This window comes from Streptomyces sp. T39, from assembly GCF_008042045.1.
Lineage (GTDB): Bacteria > Actinomycetota > Actinomycetes > Streptomycetales > Streptomycetaceae > Streptomyces.
This window is the reverse complement of the sequence record NZ_RDBP01000060.1, coordinates 20838-39644: the sequence shown is the minus strand read 5'-3', so window position 1 is coordinate 39644 and position 18807 is coordinate 20838. Positions and strand designations below refer to the sequence as shown.

Here is an 18807-nt window from a genome sequence, read left to right as displayed (position 1 = left end):
CGCCGGCTGTCGTAGCTCCGGTGCCGCGATCGGCAGGGCGGTGGTGTTGGTGGCGAAGCAGGTCAGCCGCAGTCCATCGGCGTCGGTGATGCGCAACTGTGCGCCCGGGTGCGGCCGTTCCTCCCGCACGATCAGCCGCAGTCCCTTCGGCCAGCCCCTCGGGACCTCGCCGGACAGTTCGGCGACCCGGGCGCCGTCGCGGACCTGCCCGTCCCGTTCGATGGCCGGGGTCCAGTCCGAGGCCGGAACCAGGAGCACGGCACGGTGGATGGCCTCGGTGACGGTCGTGCCGACCGAGTGGGACAGCCGGCGTCCGCGGGCGGCGAGGCCGAAGGTCTTCTTCCGGGTCGCGGTCGCGTCCTGGACCGTCGACAAGCCCAATCGTCCAAGGGCAGGGGCGCTTTTCCGTGTTCGGGGCCACCAGGTGCCATCCCGCAGGACTATCCGATGTACGTCGGTGGCGGCGACCAGGTCGGAGGCAGCGGATCTCCCGGATCTCCTGTCACCTGCAGGGGGTAACGGAACTGCCACCACTCCTCCCGTTCGTCCATCGCGCTTCTGCTCATGCCACGTGGCGTCATGGGCGCGGTGGCTGCTCGGAACCGGTCGTCCAGAGCGTCGAGCTCGGGCTGGCGCAGCCGGCGAACCCGTTCGGTCAAGATCGGCCAGGCATCGTGGAGCCAGTCTCTATGGGCGGCGTCGTTGTCGAACTCCCAGGCCCAGCAGACGTCGAAGCCTCCTTCGACGTCCTCGACGAACTCCGACCACGCCTCCAGACGAGCGTTGAGGGTCAGGCGGTGGAGGTATGTCGTGGACAGCAGCTCCGTTGCTCGATGGATGGACGCATAGTCCTCGGCGGTCAGCGTTTCGTTCTCCACGCTGTGCAGCCTTGCAGGTGACACCTGAGGAGTCACCCGTCCGGAGCGAGCTCTGACATGACGGCAACGTCGCGCATCCGGCGAGTGATGCCGCATCGAACGAGCCCGGCTCGTGCCCGGACGGAAACGGCCGAGGCCGGCGGGGGTACGGCGACTCGACGGCGGCGAGACCGGCAGAGCTCGTGAGAGGCCGAGGCCGGGTTGGTACGCAGAGCTGGCTCCGTATGCGAGAACGGGAGTCGCTCGTCGACGAGCCCGGGAGGCGCGGCAACCCGGTCAGGAGCTCAGTCGTCGAACTCGTTCAGGAGCGTGGTGGACGCCCACCGGAACTCCTCGTCATCGTCACGCGACTCCAGCAAGCCGGCTTCCACAAGCGCCAGGAGGGTGGCGTGGAGAGCTCGCCCCGCCGGATTGTCTTCCCAGAAGATCCTCTTGCTCTTCGAGAAGGGAACGTCAGCCGTGAGTGCACCAAGGCTCAACCCCAGCTCATATGCGGCCTGGTCCCAGTAGACCCAGTCCTTCATCGCTTCCGAAAAGACCACTGCAGTCACTCACCCTTCTCCTCGTCCACGGTTCAATCGAGTCCAGAGGCCGCTCACCGGACCGTGAGCGACTCCCACCCCACTCGACATTGATCATGGAACAGGGTCGCGCGGTGACTCCCGAAGCAGTCGACGAACGACTCCCGTTCTCCCGTACGAAACCACAGAGCCGTGGCTTCGGCGTCGAGGGTGGCGTGGGCAGCCCTCCGGCGTGTGTCACGATCTTCCCCAACCTGTGGGGGGTGTTGCTGAATGGCGCAGGACATGGCGCTGCGGCCGGTGGTGGATCCGGCCCTCGACGGCTCGGAGCGCGCGCTGCTGGAGAAGTCCGCCGACGGACTCTTCCCCGCCACGCTGCCGCTGCCCGAGGAGCCGGGGCTGGGCGGCCGTACCAAGGCGGACATCTGGACGGCCCTGGGGGTCTCCGCGGTGTGCGCGCTACTGCCGGTGACGATCCTGTGGGCGCTGATCGGCGTGTGGCCCGGCCTGGCCGTCGGGTTCGCGGCGCAGGCGGGGCTGATCTGGGTCGGGGTCCAGTTCGGGTTCGAGGCGTTCATCCTGACCGTCGTGGGCGTGCACCTGCTGGCCTGGCTGCTGATCGTCGTCCTCGGCTGCGGGACCGACGAGCGGCAGCGGGTGGCCCGGCTGCGCCACGGCCGCTACTACCTGGCCGAGGACTTCGGCGACGACTCCCTGCGCGAGCTGCTGGGCCACTCGCCGCTGCGCCGGATGGAGCGCGCCCAGGCCGCCGTGACGGCGGTACTCCAGTCGCAGGTCGACCGGGACGGGCTGCTGGACGACATCGCCAACGACGTGACGCTGCCGGCCCAGCAGTACGAGATCGCCCAGCGCCTGGCCGAGCTGACCCGGCTGGCGCGGAAGGTGCGCACCGCTGCCGGCAACGCCTCCGGCTCGCGGGTGGAGGAGGTGCTGCGGACTCAGCGGCAGGCGCTGCGGCTGTCGTCGAGCGCGCTGGAGGAGCGGGTGGAGGCGCTGGAGCGGTACGCCGAGAACACCCGCGCGGCGGACGCGGCGTACCACGAGTGGGAGGCCGTGCGAGAGCTGGAGCAACTCGGCGAGGACATGCACGAGCTGGTGGTGAACACGGTGCGGGACGAACTGGCCGTCGCCGAGATCGAGGGGCTCGCCGACCGGTCCCGGTTCCAGGACCTGCACCGGATGCTGGACGAGGCGCGGGAGGCGGGGCTGCTGGCCACGCGGTTCGCCGACGAGCCGGCCGACCGCCGGTCCGGCGACAGCGACCGGGCGTGAGGGGGAGGACGACATGACGCAGACATCCCAGCCGAGACGCGAGTTCCACTCCGGCCGCGGCAAGAAGACCTTCGACCGGATCCCGGGCGGGTTCTACCTGGTCGGCGCCCTGGTGATCCTCTGCGAGGTGGTCACGCTCGGCGCGGTGGGCCTGGCCCTGGCCGTCGGCGACCCGCGCGACGACGGGGCATCCCCGGCCAAGGAATCCCGGCGGGTCGAGGTCACCTACATCGCGACGGGCGACCACCCCTCGGTGAACCTCACCGTCGGGGAGGCGAACGGCAACCACGAACCCCAGGGTGTCGTCATCCTGCCGTACCGCAGGACCGTCGAGCTGGCGGCGGGCACCGACTTCTATCTGGACGTCAGAAGCCGCGAGGACCAGAAAGGGGGCACCCTCACCTGCACCGTGCTGGTCGGCGGCAAGGTGGTCCAGCAGGCACACAGCACACCGGACTCCTCGTCCGCGACCTGCGCGGGCAGCACCGCGGACGCCCCGCAGCGGGGCATCCCCGTGCCCACTCTCACCCCCGGCGCCTCCCCGCTGCCCGAGGAGCGGCGGCTCACCGGGACCGTCAAGGTGCCGGACTACCCGGGCGAGGGCTCGCCGGTCATCGGCACCGTCACGGACTCCTCCCTGGAGTACGCGGAGCTGGGCGGCACGTGGGACCGGAGCAAGACGCTGGATCCGGTCTTCGACGGCTTCACCCGCGAACAGGAGGGGCGCCAGCGCGCACTCGTGAAGTCCACGCAGGTGGACGAGGACATCATGGCCGCGGCCGGCGGCACCGGGGAGCTGCGGGGCGTGGCGGGCGCGGTGATGGACGAGCGGCGGCGCTACGAGTACCCCCGCGACCAGGCGATCCTGGTCGACGTCGCCTCGCAGCCGCTGAAGGTCGACGGACATGACGCCTGGCTGCTGGTCAGCGAGATCCACTTCCACAAGCGCGGGGTGCCGTCCACGATGGACCTGAACGCGGTCCTCGTGGTCGACACCGGGCGGGTCCGCCCCTCGGTGCTGTGGGTCGTCCTGCCGGAGACGAACAAGAAGCTCTGGCCGGACCTCAACACTCTGGTCGCATCCGTCCAGCTCCGCTGACCCGCACCGATACGGGACGGGCCCGGGCGCGCGACGCGTCCCGGGCCCGACCGGCAGAGCGCGACGGCCGCCGGGCACGGCATCGCGTCGGCGGCGACCAGGCCGACGAGCGTGCCCGGCGCACGGGTGCGGTGCCGGACGATCGTGCAGTGGCGCGAGCGGAGCTACCGCCACCACGTGCTCGTACGCGTCCACGTCGGGGACTCCGAGGTGACGGACGGCCCGCGGCTGACCGTCGCCCCCGCGGTGGCCCGACGTCGTCGGCTTCGCCGCGCGCTGAACACCCGCCCGGGGCCGGACCGGCCCCGGGCGGACGGGGTCGTCAGGGGGCCCAGGGGGCGTCCACCGACCAGGTGGTGTCCTCGCGGAAGCGGTCGTTCGTGTCGTAGGCGTGCGTCCCGCCGGGGGTGGCGAGCCACACCTCGGAGGCGTAGTGGCGCAGGTACTGGTCCGGGAAGTTGTACGAGGCCAGGCGGACGCCGCCGGTGGCCGGGGCCGGGCACCAGGTGGCGTCGGCGCGGAAGAGGGCGCCGTCGCCGGCCTCCTTGTACACCCGGTACTCGCGGTGGCGCAGGTACTGGCCGGGGAAGTTGCGTGACTCGAAGGAGTAGCACGCGCCGTCCGCGAGGCCCGGGACGATCTTCCAGGTGGCGTCGGCCTTGAGCAGCGCACTGCTGGAGGCGTTCACGACCTCGGTGAAGCCGAGGGCGTCCCGGTGGCGCAGGTACCGGTCGGTGTAGCCGGGCGTGGTCACACGCAGGGAGCGGTTGACGCCGGTGGGCAGGGCCGTCGGGGCCGCCGGGTTGCGGGAGGCGTTGATCAGGGCCTGGTTGGCGGCCCGGACGCGTGCCTCGTCGACCTTGACGACCTGTCGGTCGTAGGTGAGCAGGCCGTTCACCTCGTTCTCCACGTCGGTGATCTCGGTGTAGACGGAGGCGGAGAGGCCCAGCGGTACCTGGGTCTCGCGCATGGCGTCGATCAGGCCGATGTAGCGGTCGTCGAGATGGCCGAGGCTCGGCTGGTTCTCGTAGGAGAAGCCGCCGCCCGGGTACCACTCGTGCCCCGCGACGCGGAAGCCGAGCCCGCCGAACTCGCCGAGCACCGCCGCCCGGGTCGCGGACGGGCGGGTCACACCCGGGCCCACGTAGACGTGGTGGTCGACCACGTCTCCGTTGCCGCCGTCCACCGAACCGCAGCAGTTGACGCCGCTCATGTTGTCGACGAGGCGCGACGGGTCGTACGCCTTGACCTCGTTCGCGATGCGGGCCTGGTCGTACTGGCCCCAGCCCTCGTTCTGGTTGACCCACATGACGACGGACGGGGAGCTGCGGTGCTGGTCGATGATGCGGTCGTACTCGGCCTCCCACTGGACCCGGGCGGCCGCGTCCGGGGTGCGCAGGTCCATGGAGGGCATGTCCTGCCAGACCAGCAGGCCGAGGCGGTCGGCCCAGTGGAACCAGCGCTGCGGTTCGACCTTGATGTGCTTGCGGACCATGTTGAAGCCGAGGTCCTTGTGCTTCTGGAGGTCGAAGCGGAGGGCGTCGTCGGTGGGTGCGGTGTAGATGCCGTCGGGCCAGTACCCCTGGTCGAGGGTGCCGTTGTGGAAGACGGGCCGGCCGTTGAGGAGCAGCCGCTGCTTCCCGCCGACGTTCCCGACGGAGACCGAGCGCATACCGGTGTAGCTGCCGACGGTGTCGGCGACGGTGCCGCCGGAGAGCAGTTCGGTGCGGACGTCGTAGAGGAACGGGTCCTCCGGCGTCCACAGCCGGGGGTTGGGGACCGGCACGGTGAACGCCGAACCGACCGGGCCGGTGGCGCTGCCGACGACGGCGCCGCCGGTGGAGACGGTGACCCGGGCCTGGTGGCCGCTGACTCCGGCGCCGTGCACGGTGACCTTCAGGGTGTTGTTCCCGAGGTCGGGCACCATGTCGAGCCGGGTGACACGGGCCGCGGCGGTGGGCTCCAGCCACACGGTCTGCCAGATGCCGGACGCGGCGGTGTAGAAGATCCCGCCGCCGGGCTGGGGCGTGGTCTCGCGGATGCGCTGCTTGCCGACGGCCTGGCCGCCGGTCTCGCTCGGGTCGAAGACCGAGACGACGATCGTGTTGGTGCCGCCGTTCAGCAGCGGGGTGATGTCGTAGGTGAAGGCGTCGTAGCCGCCGCTGTGGACGGCTCCCGCCTGCTGGTCGTTGACCCACACCGTCGTACGCCAGTCGCTGGCGCCGAAGTTGAGCTGGACGCGCTTGCCGCTCCAGCCGGCCGGCACGGTGAAGGTGCGCTTGTACCAGAGCTTGTCGTTCTGGGTGATCTTCCGCTGGATGCCGGAGAGCGCCGACTCCGCGGGGAAGGGCACCCGGATCTGCTCGCCGAACGTCGCGGGCCGGCCGGCGTTCGCGCCGGTGACGGCGAAGTCCCAGATGCCGTTGAGGTTGAGCCAGTCCGCTCGGGTGAGCTGTGGGCGCGGGTACTCGTTCAGGGGCTTGTCGACGGGGACCTGGTCGGTCCACGGGGTGGTCATCGGGGCGGGCTTGGGGGTCCACGCGGCCTCGGCCGCCTGGGTCGGACCGCCCGCCATCAGCATGCTCGCGCACAGCGTGGCGGCCGTGCCGAGCGCCGCGGTCAGGCGGCGCCATCTCGGGGGCCGCCGTCCGGGGGACTGCCGCTCGGGGGTCGGTGGGGGTAACGACGGGCGCATCGGGGCTCCTTCGTCGAGGTGCGGGGGACCGCCGCCCGGGGCGGGCGGCGGACGGGATGCTTTACATCGTTGGAGAAGGCTTTTACATCGTTGGAGGGGTGGTGTAAAGCCATCCGGCAGAGATGGGTGGCCCCCGCGTGTTCCCCGCGCGGGGCCGGTGTGCCCGTCCCGGCGCGTCCCCGCCCCGGCCGGTGTTCGCGCCCCGGACCGCGACCGGAAGCGGAACGCGCCCTCACGCGGACCGCACCCCGGCGGGACGGCCCCTGGTGACCGGCGCCACGGCGGGGCGCGGCCGGGGCCTTGACAGCCTGCCGGAGCCAGTCGGGCCGCACCACGGCCAGGGAAGCCGGTGCGGATCCGGAACTGACGCGCAGCGGTGAGGGGGACGGGCGGGGCACGAGAAGCTCGGTGTCCCCGCCTGCGTCTCGCCCTCCGACCGCGCCGCCGGCAAGGACAACGCGGGCGGCGGCGACGGCTCCCGCAGCCGCCCCCTCGAACTCGCCGACCTCTACGGCGAGATACGCGACCCGGCGCGTGCCTTCCGCCTCGGGGAGCGCGGCGAGAGCCTCGTCAACCGCCTCGAGGACCGGGTGCGCACGGCCACCACGGGCCTGGACGCACCCGGATCGCCCGGGCCCTCGCGCAGGAGCCCCGTGAGCTGCTGCTCGACGAGCCGGCCAAACCACCTGGACATCCGGCACCAGCTGGACCTGCTCGAACTGGTCGCCGCCCTGCCCGTCACCACCGTCGTCGCCCTCCACGGCCTCGACCTCGCCGCGATGTACTGCGACCGGGTGCTCGTGCTCAGGGACGGCCGGGTGGTCGCGGAGGGAACCCCGGCCGAGGTGCTGACAACCCCGTCTGATCGGGGAGGTGTACGGCGTGGGCGCCGGGGTCTCCCACGCGCACGGCCACCCGGTGATCCGATTTCTCCGGCCGGGCGCGGGCGCGCCGGTGGATACAACGGCGCAGGGAAGTTGGCCGGAAAAAGAGTGCGGGCGCGCACAATTGGACACTCCGGTCCACGATCGGACGGAGATCTGATCAATGCCGGCTCGGGCCTTCCAGCCCCCGACCGAGGCAAGTACGCTGGCCCCCAGCCTCCCCGCGGGAACCGGCGATGCCAGGGCGCGCCAGAGTTCCGGCAGGGAAGTGCCTGCTCATGAGGGACTCGGGGTCGTCTTCGGGCCCAGGCGCCCTCCCGCGCCGGCCGCGTTCAGCGGCGGTCGCCTTCAGCCCGCGCCACGACGGCGCCACTCTGCCGGCGGCGGACCCGCCGAACGCACCAGTATTGATTCCTCTGACACGCGCGTATAGCCTGGGTTTCTGATTAATGAATGAACTAAATGCGGTGGAAGGTGGGTGGCATGAACGAATCGGACGAAAAAGAGTCAGCGGTATCGGTATCGCAATCGGATGAAGAAACGCTGGCGAGGCTTTCCAGTGCTGTCGGACAGCCTCCCCTCGGTGTGCTGGAAAACGCGAAGGCGTTGTTCGCCCTGATCCACGAAGGCAAGGACGCCGCGGACGCCGATTCGGTTCCCACCGTTTCCGCTTCCGCCGGTCCGGCCAATCGCGGGTGCGGCTGAGCCCCGCCGCTCCTCGGTCGCACGCCGACATGCGATCGCGGACACATGCCGGAGAAGGTCCGGTCCCGTACACGGGAAAGTGCCTTCCGGTGCGGAACGGCAGTGCCCCGGAGGCGCTGTCGTCCCGTGCCGGAAGGCACTTTCGTGTCGCGGGCCCGTGTCGTGCGGCCGGCGGACCGCCCTGCCACCGGGTCAGCGGTGCTGCCTCGGGGCGAGGGTCACCGCATCAGCGGTGCTGCTCCAGGGCGAAGGTCCGCAGGCCCGAGCGGGTGATCGCGTTGAGGAGCTCCGCAGCCTGCTCCGATCGCTCGGTCTCGCGCTGGAGCAGCTTCTGAAGGTGCGCCAGGCAGCGGGACCTGACCGGCCCCAGGGAGCCGCGCGGCATGCCCAGGGTGGCGCTGATCTCGTCGTACGACATCGGCGGGTCGGTCACCAGGAGCCCCAGCAGGGCCTGGCATTTCGGTGAGAGTGCGCAGTAGGCGAGCAGGACCTCGTTGTCCCGCTCCTTGGCCAGGGCCGTCTCCTCGGGGAGGTTCTCCGAGGGCTCCGAGCGTTCGAAGACCGGTGAGTCCCCCATCGGTACGCTGCGGCCGGACTTCTCGATGTGCTTGAGGCTCTCCCTGCGGGCCGACACCGCGATCCACTGGGTGAGTTTCTCCGGATCGCGCAGCTTGCCCAGGTGCTGGATCACCCGCATCCAGGTGGTCTGGCTCACGTCCTCGCAGTCGGCCGTGCTGAGCCGGTGTCCCCGGGCGATGGCCCAGATCAACGGTGTGTACCGTTCGACAATTCGATTCCAGCTGTCCTGATTTCCCGCTATGCAGTCGTCTACTAGCTCGTTCAAGGTAGGCGTACGCATATGTCCCCCGGTTTGTTCTCTTCCCCCATCACCGTTGGTCGAATGTTAGTGGGTGACCGTGGGTAATGAGCCATAGTACCCCTGAGTAGTTTTTCTCCTGTTTACGCAGGGAGCTCTGGGGTCGGCTGACGGAAGAAATGAGACATGTAGCATGATGCCTCGTCACTTCGGTGACCTGTGGAGGCTCTTGAGTCCTGTGGACGTCGTCCGGAAAGTGACTGTCTCCCCCCTGCAACTGTTTACTATACGGGGCTGCCGGAGCGGGGTGTCAATCGATCAGCTCGCCGCTCAAGCAGTTGAATTGCGTACGGAAAGAGGCCGGAAGTCGTACCGGAATGGGGGATTCGGAGGGTGCGTCCGATCATTCCCGACCGCCTGCGCACCGGTGCGGGATCCGGCGCCGCGAAAGGCCGTGACCTGCGGGGCGGCGCGGCGCGCCGCCTTGCGCCCGGAGTGTCGCCCCCTGGGGCGAACCCGGGTGCGGCGCCGCGGACGAAATGCCTCCATGCGGGCGCCAAGTGGCTGGTAGCGGGCGGGGCATGGCGCGACGGCGCATGTGACGTCGGACACACCCGCGGGAAAGCGTGGCACGGACGTATCCGGACGGCCGTCCACCGGATCTGCGTTCATGACAAAGGGACAGTCGGCTCACGAGGGAGACATGTGATGAAGCACGGGTCGCAATCGCTGGGGGAAGGAAGCCGTGACCGTTGAACGCAACCCGTGGCCGGCGCTGGGCGCGCTGATCGCAGGGTTCTCCCTCATCGTGCTGGACATGAGCGTGGTGGCCGTCGCCAACCCCGCGATCATGGAGTCGCTGAACGCCGATGTCTCGCAGGTCATCTGGGTGACCAGCGCCTATCTGCTCACCTACGCGGCGCCCCTGCTGTTCACCGGACGTCTCGGCGACCGCTTCGGCCCCAAGAACGTCTACCTGACCGGCCTGGTGGTCTTCACGCTCGCCTCGCTGTGGTGCGGTGTCGCCGGCGACATCGACGCGCTGATCGCCGCGCGCGCCGTGCAGGGCCTCGGCGCCGCCCTGATGACGCCTCAGACCATGACCGTCATCACGAAGATCTTCCCCGCCGAGAAGCGCGGTGCCGCGATGGGCGCCTGGGGCGGCGCCGCCGGTGTCTCCCTGCTCCTCGGCCCGGTCGTCGGCGGCCTGCTGGTCGACTCCGCGGGCTGGGAGTGGATCTTCCTGATCAACGTGCCGATCGGCATCCTCGCCTTCGCGCTGGCCTGGAAGCTGGTGCCCAGCCTGGAGACCAGGAAGCACTCCTTCGACCCGCTCGGCATCCTGCTCTCCTGCGGCGGCATGTTCCTGCTGGTCTACGCCCTCCAGGAGGGCAACAACAAGGACTGGTCCGCGAGCATCTGGCTGATGATCGGCGCCGGCCTCGCCGTGCTGACCCTCTTCGTCTGGACGCAGTCGCGCAACAAGGACGAACCGCTGCTGCTGCTCAGCCTGTTCCGCGACCGCAACTTCGCCCTGGCCAACGTGGGCATCGCCGCGATCGGCGCCGCCGTCACCGCCATGACGGTGCCCTCCTACTTCTACCTCCAGGGTGTGCGGGGCCTGTCCTCCATGGAGTCGGCCCTGATCTTCGCGCCGCTCGCGATCCTCACCGGCGTCGCCTCGCCGGTCGTCGGCAAGCTGTCGGACAAGGCCCACCCGCGCACCTTCACGACCATCGGCTTCGTGCTCTTCGCCGTGTCGATCGTCGGATACAGCATGCTGATGGAGCCCGGCTCCGAGCTGTGGATGTTCTCGGCCACCGCCGCCGTGACCGGCATCGCCAACGGCATGGCCTGGGGCCCCCTCGGCGCCATCGCCACCCGCAACCTCCCCGTCCACCAGGCCGGCGCCGGATCGGGCATCTACAACACCAACCGGCAGATGGGCGCCGTGCTCGGCAGCGCCATCGTCGGCGCCCTCTTCGTCGACCGCATCGCCGCCCACCTGCCGGGCATCGGCGGGGGCGGCGGACACGTCGAGGGCAGCGCCGTCGACATCCCGGCCGCGGTGCACGAGCCGTACAGCAAGGCCCTGAGCGAGACCGGTCTGCTGCCCGTCGCCTTCCTGCTGATCGGGGCCGTCGCCTGCGCCCTGTTCGTCCGCTTCCCGGAGCGCGGGACACCGCAGGACGGCGACGGCACGGCCGCCGCCGGGGCCGGCGAGGGCCCGGTCCTCCAGAAGGCCGACGGCACCGGCTGACACCACCCACCGCGGCACCGGCCCCGACCGCCCGTGCGGCCGTGACCGGTGCCGCGTGCACGAGGTACGCACGATCAACGGGGAGGAACACACATGACCACCACGGACGACTTCGGTCTCTGGATACGCCGCCTCAGCACCGCCGAGGCCCCGAGGGCCCGGCTGGTCTGCTTCCCGCACGCGGGAGGCTCGGCCAACTTCTACTTCCAGTTCGCCCGCCGCTTCGGCGACTTGGAGGTGCACGGCGTCCAGTACCCGGGCCGCCAGGACCGCCGGCACGAACGCACCAGGGACAGCATCCAGGAACTCGCCGGCGAGATCGCCGCCCTGATGGGCGACTGGGACGACCTGCCCGTCGTCCTGCTGGGCAACAGCATGGGCGCCCTGGTCGCCTTCGAGGTAGCCCTGCGCCTGGAGGCCCTGGGCAACCCGCCCCGCTCGCTCTTCGCCTGCGGCCGCGTCGGGCCGATGCTCCGCAAGGACGAGCAGACCCACCTCAAGGGCAAGGACGCCTTCCTGCGGGAGATGGCCCTGCTCGGCGGCATGGGCCACGAACTGCTCCAGGACGAGGAGATGCTCGACCTCGTGCTGCCGCCGATGCAGGCCGACTACCGGGTGGCCGAGACCTACCGCGGCACGCCCGGGGCGCAGGTCTCCGTCCCGCTCCATGTGCACATCGGCCGGTCCGACCCCAAGGTGACCGAGCCCGACGCCGCCGAGTGGAAGCACAGCACCACCGGCGAGTTCACCCTGGACGTCCACGAGGGCGGCCACTTCTTCTTCACCGACAACGGCGACGCGCTGATCGACGCCGTCCACCGCTCACTGGACGAGGTGCCCGCCGCACGCGGCTGAACCGTCCCACCCCTGTACGCACCGCACCTCACGAGGCCCGCGCGACCGGTCACCGGTCACGCGGGCCTCGCCGCGCTCCCGGCCCCCGCACCGGCCTCCCGGGCCCCCGCGCACCGGCCGCCGGCGGCACACCGGACGGCCCCGGCTACCCGGCGGCACCACGGCCTACACATCCTCCGAGAAAAAGCAGGGGGAATGGCTGTATCCAGGGGGGTCCCCGCCGGATCTAGCAAGTCGACCACATGGTTCCAGGCAAGAGCCCGAAGGTGGGGGAAACCAGCATGGCCCTCGAGAAGCCCGACATCGTCGGAGCCCTGCGCAAGTCGCTGAAGGAGACGGAGCGGCTCCGGCGCGAGAACCGACAACTGCTCGACCAGGCGGCGGAGCCCCTGGCCATCGTCGGTATGAGCTGCCGCTTCCCCGGAGGAGTGGCCTCGCCGGAGGACCTGTGGTCTCTGGTCGCCGAAGGACGGATGGGGTTCTCCGAGTTCCCCGCCGACCGCGGCTGGGACCTGGAGAACCTCTACGACCCGGACCCGGACCACGCCGGCACCGCCTACACCCGCCACGGCGGATTCCTCGACGACATGGCCGAGTTCGACGCCGAGTTCTTCGGCATCAGCCCCCGCGAGGCACTCGCCATGGACCCCCAGCAGCGGCTGCTCCTCGAAGGCGCCTGGGAGGCCTTCGAGGACGCGGGCATCGACCCGACCTCGCTCAAGGGCAGCGACACCGGCGTCTTCTGCGGACTCATGTTCTCCGACTACCAGTTCGTCGCCGGGCAGAGCGACCGCAGGCCGGAGATCGAGGGCTACCTCTCCATCGCCTCCTCGCCCAGCGTCGCCTCTGGCCGCATCAGCTACACCTTCGGCTTCGAGGGCCCCGCGGTCACCGTCGACACCGTCTGCTCCTCCTCCCTGGTGGCCATCGACGTCGCCGCCAAGTCCCTGCGCGCCAAGGAGTGCTCGCTCGCCGTCGTCGGCGGCGCGACGACGCTCGCCCGCCCCAGTGCCTTCGTGGAGTTCAGCCGCCAGCGCGCCCTCTCGCCCGACGGCCGCTGCAAGGCGTACGCGGAGGCCGCCGACGGCGTCGGCTGGGCCGAGGGCATGGGCCTGCTCGTCCTCGAACGGCTCTCCGACGCCCGCCGCAACGGCCGCCGCATCCTCGCCGTCGTCCGTGGCAGCGCCGTCAACCAGGACGGCGCGAGCAACGGCCTCACCGCGCCCAACGGTCCGTCCCAGGAGCGGGTGATCCGCCAGGCGCTCGCCGGCGCCGGCCTCGCTCCGTCCGACGTGGACGCCGTCGAGGGCCACGGCACGGGAACACCGCTCGGCGACCCGATCGAGGCGGAGGCGCTGCTGGCGACCTACGGCCAGGGCCGCACCGACGGGCCGCTGTGGCTCGGCTCCGTCAAGTCGAACTTCGGGCACACCCAGGCCGCCGCCGGTGTCGCCGGTGTCATCAAGATGGTGATGGCGATGCGTCACGAGACGCTCCCGCCCACCCTCGGCGTCGACGCCCCCTCCTCGCACGTCGACTGGGCCTCCGGCGAGGTCGCGCTGCTGACCGAGGCACGCCCCTGGCCCGCCGGCACGAGGATCCGGCGCGCCGGCGTCTCCTCGTTCGGCGTCTCCGGCACCAACGCCCACGTCATCCTCGAGGAGGCCCCGGCCGAGGCCGCCGACCCGCGGCCCGCCACGACGGGCGACGACGTCCCCGCCGTCCGCCGGCCCGTCCTCGTCCCCCTCTCCGCCCGCGGCGACGCCGCCCTGCGCGAGGCGGCCGACCGGCTGCGCGCCCACCTCATCGCCCGCCCCGAACTCGACCACGTCGACATCGGCTTCGCCCAGGCGACCACCCGCGCGCACCTCGAACACCGCGCCGTCGTCGTCGCCACCGACCGGGGCGCCCTGCTGACCGGCCTCGGCGACCTCAGCTCGGCCGAGCCTTCCGCCCACGTCGTGGAGGGCCAGGTCGCCGGGTCCGGTGTGAAGCCGGTGTTCGTGTTCCCGGGGCAGGGGGCGCAGTGGGAGGGCATGGCGGTCGGGCTGCTGGATTCCTCGCCGGTGTTCGCGGCGGAGATCGCGGCGTGCGGTGAGGCGCTGGCGGAGTTCACGGACTGGCGTCTGGAGGATGTGCTGCGCGGTGTTGCGGGTGCTCCGTCGCTGGAGCGGGTGGACGTGGTGCAGCCGGCGCTGTTCGCGGTGATGGTGTCGCTGGCGGCGCTGTGGCGGTCCTACGGCGTGGAGCCCGCCGCCGTCGTCGGCCATTCGCAGGGTGAGATCGCCGCCGCGTACGTCGCGGGTGGTCTGTCGTTGCGGGACGCGGCGCGGATCGTGGCGGTGCGGTCGCAGCTGGTGCGCGACCGGCTCGCCGGGCGGGGCGGCATGATGTCGGTGGCGCTGGGCGCCGAGCGGGCGGAGGAGCTGATCGCTCCGTACGCGGGCCGGGTGTCGGTGGCCGCGGTGAACGGTCCGTCGTCGGTCGTGGTGGCGGGTGAGCCGCAGGCGCTGGACGAGATCGCCGCCCGCTGCGAGAGCGACGGGGTGCGCGCACGCCGCGTCAACGTCGACTACGCCTCCCACACCGACCACGTCGAAGCCATCGAGGACGACCTCCTCACCGCCCTCGCCCCCGTCGAGCCCGTCAGCGGCCGGGTCCCCTTCTACTCCACCGTCACCGGCGGCTTCCTCGACACCGCCGGCTTCGACGCCGCCTACTGGTACCGCAACCTGCGCGCCCAGGTCGGCTTCGCCCCCGCCATCGCCGCCCTCGTCGACAAGGGCATGGGCTGCTTCGTCGAGGCATCCCCCCACCCCGTCCTCACCATGGCCGTCGAGGACACCGTCGACGCCAAGGACGCCGCCGGCCGCGTGGCCGTCGTCGGATCCCTGCGCCGCGGCGAAGGCGGGCTGCCCCGCTTCCTGCTCTCCCTCGGCCAGGCCCACACGGCGGGCGCCCGGATCGACTGGGAGGCCGCCTACACGGGCACCGGCGCCCGGCGCGTCGACCTGCCCACCTACGCCTTCCAGCGCGAGAAGTACTGGCTGACCCCCTCCGCCCAGGGCGGCGACGTGTCCGCGGCCGGACTCGACCGGATGAAGCACCCCGTCCTCGCCGCCGCCGTCCAGGTCGCCGACCGCGACGAATGGGTCTTCACCGGACGCTTCTCCACCGAATCCCAGCCCTGGGCCCGCGACCACGTCGTCCTCGGGTCCGTGATCGTGCCCGGCACCGCCGTCGTCGAACTCGTCCTCGCCGCGGGCCGCCACCTCGGCTGCGACCTCCTCGACGAACTCGTCTTCGAGGCGCCCCTCACCCTCGACGAGTCCACCGCCCGGCACGTGCGGGTCACCGTCGGCCGCGCCGACGAGGAAGGCCGCCGCGAGGTCGCCGTCCACTCCTACACCGAGACCGGCACCGGCCCCGACGCCACCCGCGAAGCCGTACGGCACGCCCGCGGCCGGCTCGCCGCCGACACAGGAGCGACCGCAGCCGCCTTCCCCGCCGCCTGGCCGCCCATCGGCGCCGCCGAGTCCTCCGCCGACGCCCTCTACGAGCGCCTCGCCGACCTCGGACTCGACTACGGACCCCTGTTCCAGGGCGCCCAGTCCGTCTGGCGCAGCGGCACCGAGATCTACGCCGAGGTGTCCCTCCCGGAGGGCACCGCCACCGACGGATACGCCGTCCACCCCGCCCTCTTCGACGCCGCCCTGCACCCCAGCATGCTCGACAAGGACCCGGCGTCCGCCCCGGACCTGCCGTTCTCCTGGACCGGGGTGCGCTGCGGCCGGCCCGCACCCGACCGGGTGCGCGTGCGGATCGCCCCCGCCGGCGACCACGCCTTCCGCGTCGACATCGCCGACGAGAACGGCGAGACGGTCGTCACCGTGGACGGCCTCGCCGTCCGCCCCGTCGACCCCGCGCAGCTGACCCGCGGGAGCGGCGAGCAGAACACCCTGTTCCACCTGGAGTGGACACCCGTCGCCACCGGCCCGTCGACGGCCCGCGTCGCCGTGCTCGGCGACCTGGACGCCCCCGGCGCCCGGTTCGCCGACCTGAACGCCCTGGAGGCGGCCCTCGCCGACGGCACCGCCGGCGCGGACCTGGTCCTCGCCGAGATCGGGACCCCCGCCGGCGACGACCCCGCCCACGCGGCGGGCGTCGTCGCCGAACGCACCCTCGCCCTCGCCCAGCGCTGGCTCGCCAGCGAATGGCTCGGCGAGGCCACCCTCGTCGCCGTCACGCGGCACGCCGTCGCCGTCGGCGCCGAATCCGTCGACATCGCCCAGGCACCCGCCTGGGGCCTGCTGCGCAGCGCGCAGACCGAACACCCCGGCCGATTCGTCCTCCTCGACACCGACGGCGGCACCCAGCCCGACTGGAGCGCCCTCGCCGACCTGGACGAACCGCAGCTCGCCGCACGCGGCGGCGCCCTGCTCGCCCCCCGCCTCGGCCGGCCCGCCGCCGGACCGTCCGGACGCGCCTGGCACCTCGGCAGCACCCGCAAGGGATCCCTGGACAACCTCGCCGTCCTGCCCTCCGACGGCGAACGCCCCCTCGGCGTCGGCGAGGTCCGCATCTCCGTCCGCGCCGCCGGCCTCAACTTCCGCGACGTGCTCATCGCCCTCGGCATGTACCCCGGCGACGCGCCCCTCGGCAGCGAGGCGGCGGGCGTCGTCCTCGAAGTCGGCTCCGGCGTCACCGACCTCGCCCCCGGCGACCGGGTGTTCGGCCTGGTGATGGACGCCTTCGGCCCCGTCGCCGTCGCCGACCGCAAGACCGTCGCCCCGATCCCCGAACGCCTCACCTTCGCCGAGGCCGCCGCCGTCCCCGTCGTCTACCTCACCGCCTACTACGGACTCGTCGACCTGGCGGGCCTCGAACCCGGCGAGAAGCTGCTCGTGCACGCGGCCGCCGGCGGCGTCGGCATGGCCGCCGTCCAGCTCGCCCACCACTTCGGCGCCGAGGTCTACGCCACCGCCGGCCGCACCAAGTGGGACGCCGTACGCGACCTCGGCGTCCTGCCCGAGCGCATCGCGGGCTCCCGCGACCTCGACTTCCGCGAAGCCCTCCGGGACGCCACCGGCGGCACCGGCGTGGACGTCGTCCTCAACTCCCTCGCGGGCGAGTTCGTCGACGCCACCTTCGACCTGCTGCCCCGCGGCGGCCGCTTCATCGAGATGGGCAAGACCGACATCCGCGACCCGGAAGCCGTCGCCCGGCAGCGCCCCGGCATCCACTACCGCTCCTACGACCTCATGGAGGCGGGCCCGGACCGCATCCAGGAGATGCTGGTCGAGATCGCGGGCCTCTTCGCCCACGGCCGGCTCCTGCCCTCCCCGATCCGGGCCTGGGACGCCCGCCGCGGCCAGGAGGCCTTCCGCCACCTGCGTGAGGGCCGCAACATCGGCAAGGTCGTCCTCACCGTCCCCGCGCCCATCGACCCCGAGGGCACCGTCCTGATCACCGGCGGAACCGGCGGCCTCGGCGCCCTCTTCGCCCGCCACCTCGTCACCGCCCACGGCGCACGCGACCTGCTGCTGGTCAGCCGGCGCGGACCGGCCGCCGACGGCGCCGCCGAACTCGTCGCCGAACTGCGGGCACTCGGCGCACACGCCCGCGTCGCCGCCTGCGACGTCTCCGACCGCGCACAGACCGCCGCACTGCTCGACTCCCTCGAACGCCCCCTGACCGCCGTCGTCCACACCGCCGGAGTGCTGGCCGACGGAGTCATCGAGTCGCTCACCCCCGAGCAGCTCCAGCACGTCATGCGGCCCAAGTCCGACGCCGCATGGCACCTCCACGAGCTGACCGCCCGCATGGACCTGTCGGCGTTCGTCCTCTTCTCCTCCGCCGCAGGACTCCTCGGCAACGCGGGCCAGGCCAACTACGCGGCCGCCAACGCCACCGTCGACGCCATCGCCGCACTCCGGCAGGCGGCCGGCCTCCCCACGCTCTCCCTCGCCTGGGGCCTGTGGTCCGACTCCACCGGCATGACCGGCGAACTCGACGCGGACGACCTCGCCCGCATGGAACGCACCGGCATCGGCGCGATCTCCAGCGAGCAGGGCCTCCGGCTCTTCGACCAGGCCCTCGCATCCGACGCGGCGCTCCTCGCCCCCGTCCACCTGGACCTCACCACCCTGCGCACCCAGGCCCGGACCGGCACGCTGCCCGCCCTGCTGCGCGGACMKGTCCGCGCACCCGCCCGCCGGGCCGACACCTCGCGCTCCCTGGAACGCCGGCTCGCCGGCGTCGCCGAGGCCGACCGCGAGCAGATCGTCCTGGAACTGGTGCGCACCCAGGTCGCCTCCGTGCTCGGCCACGCCTCCGCCGCGGCCGTCGAACCCGAGCGCTCCTTCAAGGAACTCGGCTTCGACTCCCTCGCCGCGGTCGAACTCCGCAACAGGCTCGCCCAGGTGGCCGGCGTCCGCCTGCCCGCCACCCTCGTCTTCGACCACCCCACCCCCGTCGACGCCGCCCGGCGCATCCTCGCCGAGGTCGGCGGCGCCACCACCGGGCCCCGCCCCTCACCGCTCGACGAGGAACTCCAGCGTCTCGAAGCACTGCTGATCGCCGTGGCGGGCCACGAACAGCAGCTCGCCGGCGCCGAGCCACGCCTGCGCTCGCTCAGCAACCGGCTGCGGACCCTGCTGAACGCCGCGGGCACCACCGACGACACCGACGACGGCATCGAGGCCGACCTCGACGCCGACCTCGACTTCGTCTCCGACAGCGAAATGTTCGACCTGATCGACAAGGAGCTCGGTTCCGCATGACGGGGAACACAGAAGTCC

10 protein-coding genes and 2 pseudogenes are annotated in these 18807 nt (G+C 71.9%); 7 read left to right on the top strand and 5 right to left on the bottom strand.

From position 1 onward, the window contains the following. From EAO77_RS34855 to EAO77_RS34845, 3 genes and pseudogenes are all read right to left on the bottom strand, one after another. Positions 1-327 (bottom strand): annotated as a pseudogene (locus EAO77_RS34855) (IS1380 family transposase); the annotation flags it as partial. Between the two features lie 113 nt (positions 328-440). Next, a complete protein-coding gene (locus tag EAO77_RS34850) occupies positions 441-878 on the bottom strand; it encodes a hypothetical protein (protein WP_147992330.1) in 438 nt (145 codons plus the stop codon). A gap of 284 nt (positions 879-1162) precedes the next feature. Continuing rightward, positions 1163-1429, bottom strand: coding sequence for a hypothetical protein (locus EAO77_RS34845; RefSeq protein WP_147992329.1), 267 nt, complete (start codon positions 1427-1429; stop codon positions 1163-1165). Between the two features lie 243 nt (positions 1430-1672). Here EAO77_RS34845 and EAO77_RS34840 point away from each other — a divergent pair, with 243 nt between their 5' ends. Next, positions 1673-2692: a hypothetical protein gene (locus EAO77_RS34840; RefSeq protein WP_147992328.1), complete on the top strand. Its 1020-nt coding sequence runs from the start codon at positions 1673-1675 to the stop codon at positions 2690-2692. A 13-nt stretch (positions 2693-2705) separates the two neighbouring features. Next, positions 2706-3791, top strand: coding sequence for a hypothetical protein (locus tag EAO77_RS34835; protein WP_147992327.1), 1086 nt, complete (start codon positions 2706-2708; stop codon positions 3789-3791). A 322-nt stretch (positions 3792-4113) separates the two neighbouring features. Here the strand turns inward: EAO77_RS34835 and EAO77_RS34830 are convergent, their stop codons facing one another. Then, on the bottom strand, positions 4114-6486 hold the full coding sequence (locus EAO77_RS34830) for an AbfB domain-containing protein (protein WP_147992326.1): 2373 nt from the start codon (positions 6484-6486) through the stop codon (positions 4114-4116). 616 nt (positions 6487-7102) lie between these two features. Here EAO77_RS34830 and EAO77_RS40715 point away from each other — a divergent pair. Both EAO77_RS40715 and EAO77_RS34815 read left to right on the top strand, forming a co-directional pair. Further along, positions 7103-7530 (top strand): annotated as a pseudogene (locus EAO77_RS40715) (hypothetical protein); the annotation flags it as partial. 323 nt (positions 7531-7853) lie between these two features. Beyond that, positions 7854-8075: a hypothetical protein gene (locus tag EAO77_RS34815; RefSeq protein WP_147992325.1), complete on the top strand. Its 222-nt coding sequence runs from the start codon at positions 7854-7856 to the stop codon at positions 8073-8075. 226 nt (positions 8076-8301) lie between these two features. On the opposite strand, the gene EAO77_RS34810 is transcribed toward EAO77_RS34815, so the two are convergent. After that, positions 8302-8934 (bottom strand): RNA polymerase sigma factor, encoded by a 633-nt coding sequence (locus EAO77_RS34810; protein ID WP_261994290.1) that lies wholly within the window; start codon positions 8932-8934, stop codon positions 8302-8304. Between the two features lie 703 nt (positions 8935-9637). Here EAO77_RS34810 and EAO77_RS34805 point away from each other — a divergent pair. The 3 genes from EAO77_RS34805 to EAO77_RS34795 all read left to right on the top strand — a co-directional run bounded on the left by EAO77_RS34805 (position 9638) and on the right by EAO77_RS34795 (position 18789). Further along, the gene (locus EAO77_RS34805; protein ID WP_147992323.1) at positions 9638-11152 is read left to right on the top strand and encodes a DHA2 family efflux MFS transporter permease subunit; all 1515 of its coding nucleotides are present in this window, start codon (positions 9638-9640) and stop codon (positions 11150-11152) included. A 93-nt stretch (positions 11153-11245) separates the two neighbouring features. Then, positions 11246-12007, top strand: a complete 762-nt coding sequence (locus EAO77_RS34800) for a thioesterase II family protein (RefSeq protein WP_147992322.1) — start codon at positions 11246-11248, stop codon at positions 12005-12007. Between the two features lie 242 nt (positions 12008-12249). Next, the gene (locus tag EAO77_RS34795) at positions 12250-18789 is read left to right on the top strand and encodes an SDR family NAD(P)-dependent oxidoreductase (protein ID WP_410088755.1); all 6540 of its coding nucleotides are present in this window, start codon (positions 12250-12252) and stop codon (positions 18787-18789) included. Positions 18790-18807 lie beyond the last annotated feature (18 nt).

What these genes read in the sequence shown, in the direction of transcription:
- EAO77_RS34840 (WP_147992328.1), top strand. Translation starts at nt 1,673, where the DNA reads ATGGCGCAGGACATGGCGCTGCGGCCGGTGGTGGATCCGGCCCTCGAC.
- EAO77_RS34835 (WP_147992327.1), top strand. Translation starts at nt 2,706, where the DNA reads ATGACGCAGACATCCCAGCCGAGACGCGAGTTCCACTCCGGCCGCGGC.
- EAO77_RS34830 (WP_147992326.1), bottom strand. Translation starts at nt 6,486, where the DNA reads ATGCGCCCGTCGTTACCCCCACCGACCCCCGAGCGGCAGTCCCCCGGA.
- EAO77_RS34815 (WP_147992325.1), top strand. Translation starts at nt 7,854, where the DNA reads ATGAACGAATCGGACGAAAAAGAGTCAGCGGTATCGGTATCGCAATCG.
- EAO77_RS34810 (WP_261994290.1), bottom strand. Translation starts at nt 8,934, where the DNA reads ATGCGTACGCCTACCTTGAACGAGCTAGTAGACGACTGCATAGCGGGA.
- EAO77_RS34800 (WP_147992322.1), top strand. Translation starts at nt 11,246, where the DNA reads ATGACCACCACGGACGACTTCGGTCTCTGGATACGCCGCCTCAGCACC.